10 protein-coding genes are annotated in these 11,774 nt (G+C 34.1%); 3 read left to right on the top strand and 7 right to left on the bottom strand.

Annotation, left to right across the window (positions count from 1 at the left end; genetic code table 11):
* Positions 1-356 precede the first annotated feature (356 nt).
* Positions 357-875, top strand: coding sequence for a hypothetical protein (locus tag EOD40_RS07520; RefSeq protein WP_128194274.1), 519 nt, complete (start codon positions 357-359; stop codon positions 873-875).
* Positions 876-940: 65 nt separating this feature from the next.
* Here EOD40_RS07520 and EOD40_RS07525 read toward each other — a convergent pair whose 3' ends face one another.
* The 5 genes from EOD40_RS07525 to dapF form a co-directional block, all read right to left on the bottom strand.
* Complete coding sequence (locus tag EOD40_RS07525) at positions 941-1,582, bottom strand: peptidoglycan-binding protein LysM (RefSeq protein WP_128194275.1); 642 nt, start codon at positions 1,580-1,582, stop codon at positions 941-943.
* Positions 1,583-1,679: 97 nt separating this feature from the next.
* Positions 1,680-2,552 carry a DUF2279 domain-containing protein gene (locus EOD40_RS07530; protein ID WP_128194276.1) on the bottom strand — a complete coding sequence of 291 codons (873 nt, stop codon included), beginning with the start codon at positions 2,550-2,552 and terminating at the stop codon, positions 1,680-1,682.
* Between the two features lie 44 nt (positions 2,553-2,596).
* Positions 2,597-3,637 carry an endolytic transglycosylase MltG gene (mltG, locus tag EOD40_RS07535; RefSeq protein WP_128194277.1) on the bottom strand — a complete coding sequence of 347 codons (1,041 nt, stop codon included), beginning with the start codon at positions 3,635-3,637 and terminating at the stop codon, positions 2,597-2,599.
* A gap of 10 nt (positions 3,638-3,647) precedes the next feature.
* Positions 3,648-4,181, bottom strand: a complete 534-nt coding sequence (locus tag EOD40_RS07540) for a GNAT family N-acetyltransferase (protein WP_128194278.1) — start codon at positions 4,179-4,181, stop codon at positions 3,648-3,650.
* Positions 4,182-4,205: 24 nt separating this feature from the next.
* A complete protein-coding gene (gene dapF, locus EOD40_RS07545) occupies positions 4,206-4,988 on the bottom strand; it encodes a diaminopimelate epimerase (RefSeq protein WP_128194279.1) in 783 nt (260 codons plus the stop codon).
* Positions 4,989-5,123: 135 nt separating this feature from the next.
* On the opposite strand from dapF, the gene EOD40_RS07550 reads away from it, so the two are divergent.
* Positions 5,124-6,524, top strand: a complete 1,401-nt coding sequence (locus EOD40_RS07550; protein ID WP_128194280.1) for a trypsin-like peptidase domain-containing protein — start codon at positions 5,124-5,126, stop codon at positions 6,522-6,524.
* Positions 6,525-6,635: 111 nt separating this feature from the next.
* Positions 6,636-7,754 (top strand): lactonase family protein, encoded by a 1,119-nt coding sequence (locus EOD40_RS07555; protein ID WP_128194281.1) that lies wholly within the window; start codon positions 6,636-6,638, stop codon positions 7,752-7,754.
* Positions 7,755-7,818: 64 nt separating this feature from the next.
* Here the strand turns inward: EOD40_RS07555 and EOD40_RS07560 are convergent, their stop codons facing one another.
* Positions 7,819-9,279: a peptidoglycan endopeptidase gene (locus EOD40_RS07560; protein WP_128194282.1), complete on the bottom strand. Its 1,461-nt coding sequence runs from the start codon at positions 9,277-9,279 to the stop codon at positions 7,819-7,821.
* Positions 9,280-9,501: 222 nt separating this feature from the next.
* The gene (locus EOD40_RS07565; RefSeq protein WP_128194283.1) at positions 9,502-11,763 is read right to left on the bottom strand and encodes an aconitate hydratase; all 2,262 of its coding nucleotides are present in this window, start codon (positions 11,761-11,763) and stop codon (positions 9,502-9,504) included.
* Between the last annotated feature and the right edge of the window lie 11 nt (positions 11,764-11,774).

An 11,774-nucleotide genomic window follows, 5' to 3' on the forward strand; every position in this document is an offset into this window, starting at 1 on the left:
TTAATTAGGCAACCAGCTCCTTTAAATATTCTTACTTAATCTTCCTGATTTTTTTGACAAAAAAATAAAAAACTAATGTCAAAAAACAGTATCTTTAATAGCCTAATTTTCACCTCATCTTAGAAAAAGTCTCAAAAGACTAAATGTAGCATTCGTATTTAAATAAAAAAGACAGAAACTCTCGATATAAGCTATTTTAAAAAATTAATTATTCCTACTAAGTATAATACTGAAATCAACATCTTGAATTAAATTAAGTTTAAAACATTCATTAATCAGAATAAAATAAGGTAAAACACCTTTAAAAACATTACCGATTGACATATTAAACCAATATTAATTTAAAACTAAAGCTTATGAAGACATTTATTACTACTTTATTATTTTTAGGTTTGGCTCTTTCATCCTACTCCCAAGAGAAAAATGAAGGTCCTATGGAGATTAAAGGATTACCTACAGTTGTAATCAAAAGAATTGGAAGAGATTTTTCAACTTATATACCAGATCAAAATCCTGATATAAATGTTAGAATATTACAAGAAAAATTTGTTGCTTATGATGTTGGTAGAAACTTAGAAGGAAATGAAACTTATCTTGTAATAATGAATCACGACAAGAATTCTTTGGTAGCCACCTATGATGAAAAAGGGAAATTAACCCGCGTTGTTGAAAATTATGAAAAAGTAAAACTACCCAATGAAGTTATTTATTCTGTTTATAAAACCTATCCCGAATGGAATATTGTAAATGACAAGTTTTTATACACACAAGTGGAAGGAAATGTAATTAAAAAACAATATGATTTAAAAATCCAAAAAGGAAAAGAAATATTGAAATTGAAAGTTCATCCTGATGGCACAATCATGAAACCCTAAATAATATAAAAAGGAAAGCCAATTTGTTTATGCAAATTGGCTTTCCTTTTTATATATTAAACTCTTTAAAGAGTAACTACTGCATTAACATTAGGCTCAATAAATGAGGTATCATATCCTCCAAAAGCTTTTAAATAACTTCGTATCGAAGTACCATAAGCATCTTTAATATACCTCCTACCGTTACTTCTAAAGTATTTTTTTACTGAACCAGCCCCACCAAGGTGAGCAGCTGCTAAAATACCCGATTCTGTTACCAAAATGCCGTTTACGACCTTTCCGTCGTATTTTTCAATAACATCCTTTAAAATTGATTTGTTTTTAGATAATAAAGCGACAAACGCTTTTTCCTGTAGTTTAGGACTTTTTAGGAATTTTTGAGTATCATGAATTCCTATGGATCTTAAAGTTTCATTTCCGAACTGGTATTTTCCTAAATACCCTAATGAATTTACTTTTTTGTATTTGTTTTCGGATTCTCTAAATCCAATTGCTTCTTTAAAAGCGATGAAGAAATTCCCGGTAAAAGGAATGATGTTTAAACTGTTGTTTTCTTCTTTTTCAACTGATGGAAATAAGTAATGAATTCCATCATCATTTTTCGTAAAAAACCACTCATTTGTATCCAATTTAAGAGGTTTGAAACTGTAACTTAAAAAGACAATAATTACAGTCAGACTAAAGTAAAAATACCATTTTTTTATCATAAATTGTTTTTCTTCTAAACCTGTCACATTTAGAAATTACTGCATGCAAAGATACATCTTTTTTACATAAAGCTGAAAATCAATCTATTAAAATTTTCTAAAAATACAAAACGTGAGCCCTAAAGCCCTCGTTAGCCGAGTATTCGAGAGTAGGCGCCGGAATTTTTAAAACAGAAAAAACGGAAAAAAATGTCTTTAAAAAATGAGATTTCGTCTCAATTTTTGTCAAATCCAGGTCTAAACTCAAGTAAAATTGTCGTGATTCCGACAGATTTTCATCCGGAATAAAAGCAGAATTTTCTCCTTTTCCAGTTAACATTCCATCGGCTCCATAACCAATTGCAACATTCAAAATTTTAGGGATTTTTGAGTCCTTAAAAAAGGATTTTAAATTGGCCGACAACCAATAGGTCTGACCATTGTAATCTTTCAGAATTTGTTCACTAAAACTGCTTCCTAAAACTTCAGGACGGTACTTTGCAAATCGAGTGGTATGGAAAGAAAATTTAGGAGTAATGCGCTGTTCTTTCCAAAGTAATTCCTGAGAAACATACAAAGCCGTTCCTGTAGCATTAGCAACCACATCTCCTGCTGACGCTCCCCATTGAGAAGAAAATCCATCCATAACCTCCACAGCGGTTAAAAATGCAAATCCTAAGCCTGCACCATAAACCAATTGCTTTTTAGGACTAACACCGCTCCATTGCAACATTTCACTGCCAAATCGGCCAATATGGTACGAGGAAAAAACATGTCCCACCTTATCCATTTGCAACCATTCCTGGTTGTCATTAATAAAATGAAAATCCGACCTTGGATAATCAGCATACCACAACTGATTTAAACCCACTAAAGCAGTGGCTGATACAACAGATTCTGAAATAAAAACAGTATTCTTTCTTTTCGAATTTAAAGTATCCGAAGGCTTTAAAAAGTTTTGTACTCCGCTTTGAGCCACGCAATTTGACATTGCAAGTACCAATAAAAAGAAAAAAATGCGTTTATCCCTCAAAACTATCTTTTAATTCCCTGAGCATTAACCCAATCAGCATATTTTTTAGCATTTACATTATGCTCAGCCAAAGTAGCTGCAAATTCATGGTATCCAAAACGATCCACACTAGCGCAGAAATAGATGAAATTATTTTTTTCTGGATTTAAAACCGCTTCTAATGCCGTAATATCAGGCATAGCAATAGGTCCTGGAGGAAGCCCAACCACTTTATAAGTGTTGTATGGTGAATTCAAAAACAAATCGTTATAAAAAACCCGTTTTATAACCTGATTAAAATCGTTATCCTTTTTCTTTTTGGCAAAAATCACTGTTGGATCGGCCTGAAGTGGCATTCCTGCTCTTAATCTATTTAAATAAACACCTGCAATTCTAGGTCTTTCGTCTTTTTTAACTGATTCTTTATGTACAATAGAAGCTAATATAGTAGCTTCTGTAGGAGTCAAGCCTTGTTTTTTAGCTTTAGCAACACGATCTTTATCCCAAAAATTACGGTACTCCTTAATCATTTTGTCTCTAAACTTCTCAGCCGAAGTATTCCAATAAACTTCATAAGTATTTGGAATAAACATAGACAAAACATTTTCCTCAGTAAAACCATTTTCTTTTAGAAAAATAGAATCTTTAAAAGAATTAAGCAATGCCAAACTATCAGCTTCAATTTGAGAACCCACACGACCTGCCAAGTTCTCGATTCTCTCCTGATTATTGAAAGCTAATTTTACAGGAATATTATTTCTCATCGCCTTAACCAATTCGTAACTATTCATGCCTTTAGTCAACAAGAAACGTCCTGATTTTACATTTTCAGGATAACTCATTCTATTAGCGACCATTTCAAAACGATCCAAATTAGTAACATAATTCGATAATGAATCTTTTACCTGTTCGTAAGTGGCATCAGTTGGAATATGAACATAAATTTCGTTCTCAGTAAATTTTGTATTATTAGAAAATATTTGGCTAATTAAAACAAAACCATAAATAATCAATACTGAAATAACCGCAATAGAAACGATTGAAATAATTTTTTTTGGAGTCAAAGCTAAAATTTTAAAATTGTTGATTAATTAACTGATAGATGACTTCGTCTTGGTACGTTCCATTGATAAGATTCCAATCCTTTTTAACACCTATACATTGAAAGCCAAATTTAGTAAAAAGTGCTTTACTTGCTTCATTTTGTACACCAATATTTGCATACAATTGATGTAAATTAAGATGATAGAATGAATAGCGAATCAATAAATCCAAAGCTTCTGAACCTATCTTTAGATTTCTATCGACATCACTTAATATCATAATCCCTACACCTGCCCTGTTATTCTTTGGATCAAAATCAAACAAATCAATCAACCCCAGAGCTGGAAAATCCTGATCCTTACAAATAGCTAATCGCAATTGCTTAGCCTCATAAATATCCTGATGGGCATTTTCAAGGTATTGGCGTATTAAAAACCGGCTATAAGGCGTTTGAGTATTACTCACTTCCCAAATGCTTTGATCGTTTTCTACGGCATAAATAAATTCCAAATCATTGGGTTCTAATGCCCGAATATAGATCGTGTCTCCTTTTAGATTAATCATTTTTGAAGTGAGTCCTTTTTATGATTAAATTTCGATAGTTCCTTCAAAAACAAATTTTGCCGGACCGTTCAGGAATACATTAACATATTTATTCCCTTCTTTTTCGAAAGAAACAGATAATTTCCCTCCTTCAACATTCATATTGATAGCGGTCAAATCAGTTTCTCCAATAGCGTTCATGGCAATAGCAGCAGCCGTAGCTCCAGTTCCACAAGCCAGAGTTTCGTCTTCCACTCCACGCTCATAGGTACGAAGTGCAAAAGTTGAATTGTCTATTTTTTTTACAAAATTAATATTGCTTCCTGCTTTGCCATACAATTCACCATAACGAATGGCTGCACCGTTTTCTTTTACATTATAATGTTCTAAATCATCGACTAATTGTACATGATGTGGCGAACCTGTATTTAAAAAACTATATTCAGCCGTTATTTTCACACCATCAACATCAATCATTTGCAAAGAAACGATTCCGTCTTTATCTACCGAAGCATGGTGCAAACCATCAACGGCATTAAATGAAGTTGTATCTCCAATTACATCCAGTTGTTTAGCAAAAGCCACTAAACATCTTCCTCCATTACCACACATGGTACTCTGATTTCCGTCCGAATTATAATAAACCATTTTAAAATCAGTTTCAGGATCATTTTCAAGCAACATCAATCCGTCAGCTCCTATTCCAAATCGTCTGTCACAAAGACGTTCAATCAGTTTTGTATCTTCTTTTGGAAAAAAATTGGTACGATTATCGATAATCACAAAATCGTTACCTGTACCTTGATATTTATAAAATTGTATTTGCATTATTTCTAATTATGTTTTACAAAAGTACAAACTATTAATGAAATGTTAATCATTGTTAAACAGCGTTAAAGTGTTTTTTAACATTCAAATTTCATTTTAAATTTACTCTACAAATAACACAAAATGCTTACTATTATGAAACGATTCTCAAATCTATTTTTAGTATCTCTTTTAAGCGGAGCCACAACACTGGGGGCTTATAAATTATTATTTGACAATGATGGTTATTTTTCGAATAACAGAAAGACACTAACAACTCTGGCACCCGATGCTTATACAAAGAGAGTCGGCTTATCTTCAGATGTATTAGATTTTACTGAAGCGGCAGATAAAACAATCCATACTGTAGTTCACGTAAAAAATGTTTCTTACCAAAAAGTAAGCGACCCAATGCTCGAATTTTTCTACGGCTACAGAGGAGGTCAATCCCAAGAACAAGTTGGTACCGGTTCGGGAGTAATCATTTCAGAAGATGGTTATATTGTAACCAATAATCACGTGGTTAAGGATGCTTCGGAAATTGAAATTACCTTAAACAACAAAAAATCATACAAAGCAAAACTTATTGGTACCGATTCTAAAATGGATATTGCACTATTAAAAATTGATGCCGATGAAAAACTCCCTTATAGCACATTTGGAAATTCAGATGATGTAAAAGTGGGCGAATGGGTACTTGCTGTTGGGAATCCATACAATCTAACTTCCACAGTAACTGCAGGAATTGTTTCGGCCAAAGCCAGAAACCTGGGCACTGACGGAATCCAATCTTTCATTCAAACCGATGCTGCAGTAAACCCGGGAAACAGTGGCGGTGCATTAGTAAACACCCGTGGTGATTTAATTGGAATCAACACCATGATTACTTCTATGACTGGTTCTTATGTAGGTTATTCTTTTGCCGTTCCTTCCAATATTGCACGTAAAATAATTGAAGACATCATGGAATATGGAAATGTACAACGTGGAATTTTAGGAGTTGTGGGAGGTGAATTGAACGCAAAAGTATCTAAAGAACTTGGGACAAAACAAACCGAAGGCTTCTACATTGATAATGTTGGAAAAAGCACAGGTGCTGACAAAGCCGGCTTGAAAAAAGGTGATGTTATCGTAAAAATTGACAATAAGGAAATTAACACATACGCTGACCTTACAGGATATATTAATACAAAACGTCCAAATGACAAAGTTAATGTCACTATCGTAAGAAATGACGAAACTAGAACCATTCCGGTAACCTTAAGTAAAAACGAATTGTTTAATACTGAATTTAAAGGAATTGAATTAGAAAGTATTTCGGCAGCCGACAAAAAGAAATTCCACGTAGATTATGGTGTAAAAATCAAATCAATCAACAACGAAAATTTAAGTCAATATGCTGAAGAATTAAAAGGAAGCATCATCTTAAGCATTGACAACGTAAAAGCAAAAGACATCGAAACCGTTTCAAAACTTTTAAACGGTAAAGATGAACAACAAAGTGTCCGCCTTGAAATGATTAACAAAAACGGAGAACTCATTCGTATTATCATTTAAAAACTTTAATATCTAATTAAACAGAAGCCAGTAATCTTACTGGCTTTTGTATTTTTATATTTTATTCGAAAAAAGGAATACTTTTGAACTTCACCATCTAAAACAAAAACCTTGAAAAAAACGATACTATTATTACTCGCTTTAATTAGCTTTTACACTACTTATTCTCAAAACAGCTATGTCTTTTTTGGTTCTTATACCCCTGACAAAAATGCAGAAGGAATCTATGTTTACCAATTAGATACTATCAAAGGAAAATTAACCAAAATAACCAGTATCAATAACATTTCAAATCCTTCTTATCTTAGCTTATCAAATGACGGAAAGTTTTTATACGCCTGTACCGAAAGCAGAACCCCAAATGCAGGCAGTGTTAGCAGTTTTAAATTTGACCCTCAAAACAAAAGTCTGACATTTTTAAACAGTCAAAAAACAAATGGAGAAAACCCAGCCTATCTCTCAATAGATCACACCGGAAAATGGCTTGTCGACGCCAATTATACAGGAAGCAGCATCTCCGTTTTTCCTATTGCTGAAGACGGAAAAATAGATCCAATTGTACAATACATCCCTTTTACCGAAGGAAGCATCAATCCCGAAAGACAAAAAAGCTCTCATGTACATTCTGTGTTTTTTTCTCCTGACAACAACTACATTATTTCTCCTGACTTAGGAGCAGATAAAATCAGAATCTTCCCTTTTGACAGCTACAAAAAAGAACCTTTAGATACCAGCAACAGTAGTTTTGTAAAAAGTATCCCAGGAAGTGGCCCTAGACATTTTGCGTTTCATCCCAATAAAAAATGGAGCTATTCTATTGAAGAAATTGCCGGAGCCATAAGCGCCTACAGCTTTGAAAAAGGACAGCTAAACCTTATTGACAGAATCAAAATTCAATCTAAAAAAGAGACAAAAGATTTTGGTAGTGCTGAAATTCTCATTTCTCCGGATGGAAAATTTTTATATGTCTCGAATAGAGGAATAGAAAACAACATTTCCATTTACAGCATAGAAAAAGACGGTTCCCTAAAAAATGTTAGCACACAATCCAGCTTAGGAAATCATCCACGGAATTTTGCTATTGACCCTAGTGGAAAATTTTTAATTGTAGCCAATATGAACAGCCAAAGCATAATAGTCTTTAAAAGAAATCAACAAACAGGCTTGCTAAAAAAAGTCAGCAAACTAAAACTAAAAAACATTTCATGTGTTAAAATAAAAACCATGTAAAATTTTAAACACAAAAAAAGCGCTAGAATAGCGCTTTTTTTGTGTTTAAAATTTCAATTCGAATCTATAAAACCCTATTGATTTGAGTTACTCTCTTACTATAATATTTTTCTTTTATTGACGAAATAATAACTCCTCCCCCCACTGAAGCGTGAATAAATTTAATATCTCCATCACAAACTTCAACAACCATTCCTACATGATTAATTTGGCTTCTTCCATTGGTCTTAAAAAATATTAAATCTCCTTTTTGAGCATTTTCAGCATCAATTTTCATCCCAAATTGAGATTGCTCAAAAGATGTTCTAGGCAATTGAATATCAAATGCTCCAAAAGTAGTACACATCAATCCCGAACAATCAAAACCATCTTTAGTAGTACCTCCTGTTCTATAGCGCACTCCAATATTTTCAGAAGCCGTAGAAATCAACTGATCTATTAAATCAGTCCCTTGGAATGATTTCATATTGTAATTAACTCCTACTCCATCATCAACTAAAGTATCATCACTAAAATCGTATTTTGTCGCTGTTTTAACATTCGATTTTGAAGTACGAATCGTTAATTTCTCTCCTACTAAAAGCTTATTTACAATCTTAGGGTTCTGAGCTTCCAATTCTTTTACCGTAAGCCCATATTGTTTTGCTATTCCGTATTTCGTTTCTTTAGCCAAAACTTCATGACTCAGTTCTACCTGAAAATCATTTACAACCTTAGTTTCTCTTTCTACAACTACAGCTGTTTCATTTTTAGGTTCAAGCTTTACTTCCTCTTTCTTAATAATAGCAACATCACTATTTGTTTCAAATAATTGCTTATTAGTAGTTGGAATTACAATTTTCTGGCCAATTCTCAACGATTGCTTTTCTAATATTGGATTGGCTTTTTCAATATCAACTACTGAAACCCCATATTCTTTAGCAATACCATAAAGTGTTTCTTTTGCTAATACCTCCTTAAGAATATTTCCTTTAAAACTATTGTCAACAACAGCTAAAGTATCTTTCTTTACTGAATTTAACTGAACAACTTCTTTTTTAGGCTCCTCAATCTTAATTTCTGTTTTCGAAACTTCCTTTTTAGGAGTATTTTCTACAACCAAATCCTTCGATTCAACATCAGGAACATTAATAGAATTTCCAACTCGCAAACCTCTTTTTTCCAACAGAGGATTTAAACTATACAAATCAGCAACTTTAACTCCGTATTGCTTAGCAATCCCGTATAAAGTTTCTTTAGCCAAAACTAAATGTTCTTTTTGAGCAACATTTGATTTAGAAGCATCAACCACCGATTTTTTATCTGTAGAAGAACCAACAGGCACCAACAAAATTTCTTTAAATTTTATTCCTTTCTTAGCATCGGGATTGATTTCATAAATAGCCGCTGGTTTTACATGGTATTGTTCTGCAATTTTGGATATTGTTTCACCTTTAGCAACCGAATGTTGAATGAATTTTTCCTGAGAAAAACCATTAAACGCGCTAAACAGAACCAATAATAAAATCCAAAACTTACACCTCATAAAAACTTTTTAAGCAAAAACACAACTTATTTATTTTCAATTTATTAAAGAAACAATATTTAAAAATCATATTTCTAATATCAAAAAATTGACAAAAGCGAATTTAACATTTTAATACCAATAAACCCAATACGAACAGCACTTTAAGCTATTTTTTAGCAGATATTCAAAAAAAATGCACTCTGTTTACACAGAACGCATTTTTTTATAATAAAAAATAAATTATGCTTCAGCAGCAATTAAATTTAATGCTGATCCCGCAACAAACCAACCAATTTGACTTGCATTATACGTATGATTAGCCAAGACAACATCCTTAGAACCATCAGCATGAACAAATTCTAATGTTAATGGTTTTCCCGGAGCAAAATCAACTAAATCTACAAAGTTAATTGTATCATCCTCCTGTATTTTATCATAATCAGCCTCATTAGCAAATGTCAAAGCCAACATACCTTGTTTTTTAAGGTTAGTTTCATGGATACGGGCAAAAGATTTCACCAATACCGCTTTTACTCCTAAGAAACGTGGTTCCATTGCAGCATGCTCACGGGAAGAACCTTCCCCATAGTTTTGATCCCCAACAACAATCGAAGGAATTCCGGCCGCTTTGTAAGCACGGGCTACAGCAGGAACCGCATCATAAGCACCAGTCAATTGATTCTTAACTGAATTTGTATTTTGATTATAAGCATTAACTGCACCAATCAACATATTGTTAGAAATATTATCTAAATGCCCTCGGAAACGCAACCATGGACCAGCCATAGAAATATGATCGGTAGTACATTTTCCAAAAGCCTTGATAAGCAATTTAGCACCCGTAATATTTTTACCGTCCCAGGCATCAAATGGAGCTAACAATTGCAAACGATCTGAAGTTTCGCTTACCGCAATTTTCACAGCTGAACCATCAGCAGCTGGCGCCTGAAAACCGGCATCCTCAACATCAAATCCTCTTTTTGGCAATTCATCACCTTCAGGAGCAATTAATTTCACTTCTTCTCCATTATCATTGATTAGGGTGTCGGTAATAGGATTAAAATCCAATCTTCCTGAAATTGCCAGTGCAGCCACCATTTCCGGAGATGTTACAAAAGCATGGGTATTTGGGTTACCATCAGCTCTTTTTGAGAAGTTTCGGTTAAACGAGTGTACAATAGTGTTTTTCTCTCCTTTATCAGCACCAGCCCTATCCCATTGCCCGATACAAGGTCCACAAGCATTGGTAAACACTTTAGTTCCCATTTTTTCGAAAGTTGCGATAATTCCGTCTCTTTCGATAGTATAACGAATTTGCTCAGATCCTGGATTGATCCCGAATTCAGCCTTAGGTGTAATGCCATGTGCAACCGCCTGCTCTACAATTGAAGCAGCACGAGACATATCTTCATAAGAAGAGTTGGTACAAGAACCAATTAATCCCCACTCTACCTTCAATGGCCATCCATTTGCAGCAGCTTCAGCTTTCATTTGTGAAACCGGAGTACCTCTATCCGGAGTAAAAGGACCATTGATATGCGGTTCTAATTCTGAAAGATTAATCTCAATTAACTGATCAAAATATTGTTCCGGATTAGCATACACTTCAGGATCTCCAGTCAAATAAGCCGCTACTTTATCAGCAGCGTCCACTACATCCTGACGGTCAGTTGCAGCTAAATACCTTCTCATGGAATCATCATAGCCGAAAGTAGAAGTTGTAGCACCAATTTCAGCACCCATATTACAGATTGTACCTTTACCGGTACAAGACATATTAGTAGCACCTTCACCAAAATATTCAACAATAGCACCAGTTCCACCTTTTACAGTAAGAATATCAGCTACTTTTAAGATTACATCTTTTGGAGCAGTCCAACCAGATAATTTCCCGGTTAATTTTACCCCGATTAATTTAGGGAATTTCAACTCCCAGGACATTCCTGACATTACATCCACAGCATCAGCACCACCAACACCAATTGCCAACATACCTAACCCACCTGCATTTACAGTGTGAGAATCGGTACCAATCATCATTCCTCCTGGGAATGCATAATTTTCAAGAACGATTTGGTGAATAATCCCTGATCCCGGTTTCCAGAAACCAATACCATATTTATTAGAAACTGATGACAAGAAATCAAAAACTTCTTTAGACTGAGTATTTGCCACAGCTAAATCAGTAGAAGCTCCTACTTTAGCCTGAATCAAGTGATCACAATGTACTGTTGTAGGCACTGCCACTTTTGATTTTCCAGCGTGCATAAATTGTAACAATGCCATTTGCGCAGTTGCATCCTGACATGCCACTCTATCGGGAGCAAAATCAACATAATCCACCCCTCTTCCGTATGCCTGTTTAGCAATACCATCCCAAAGGTGACTGTACAAAATCTTCTCAGTCAAAGAAAGTGGACGACCAACAATCTCACGTGCAGCATCAACACGGCTTACCATGTTGTCATACACTTTTTTAATCATTTCAATATCAAATGCCATAAGATTATATA

This window comes from Flavobacterium sufflavum (assembly GCF_004016525.1).
GTDB lineage: Bacteria > Bacteroidota > Bacteroidia > Flavobacteriales > Flavobacteriaceae > Flavobacterium > Flavobacterium sufflavum.

Bases quoted from the DNA above. Each gene is read 5' to 3' on its own strand.
- EOD40_RS07520 (WP_128194274.1), top strand. From the start codon at position 357: ATGAAGACATTTATTACTACTTTATTATTTTTAGGTTTGGCTCTTTCA.
- EOD40_RS07525 (WP_128194275.1), bottom strand. From the start codon at position 1,582: ATGATAAAAAAATGGTATTTTTACTTTAGTCTGACTGTAATTATTGTC.
- EOD40_RS07530 (WP_128194276.1), bottom strand. From the start codon at position 2,552: ATGTCAAATTGCGTGGCTCAAAGCGGAGTACAAAACTTTTTAAAGCCT.
- EOD40_RS07540 (WP_128194278.1), bottom strand. From the start codon at position 4,181: ATGATTAATCTAAAAGGAGACACGATCTATATTCGGGCATTAGAACCC.
- dapF (WP_128194279.1), bottom strand. From the start codon at position 4,988: ATGCAAATACAATTTTATAAATATCAAGGTACAGGTAACGATTTTGTG.
- EOD40_RS07550 (WP_128194280.1), top strand. From the start codon at position 5,124: ATGAAACGATTCTCAAATCTATTTTTAGTATCTCTTTTAAGCGGAGCC.
- EOD40_RS07560 (WP_128194282.1), bottom strand. From the start codon at position 9,279: ATGAGGTGTAAGTTTTGGATTTTATTATTGGTTCTGTTTAGCGCGTTT.
- EOD40_RS07565 (WP_128194283.1), bottom strand. From the start codon at position 11,763: ATGGCATTTGATATTGAAATGATTAAAAAAGTGTATGACAACATGGTA.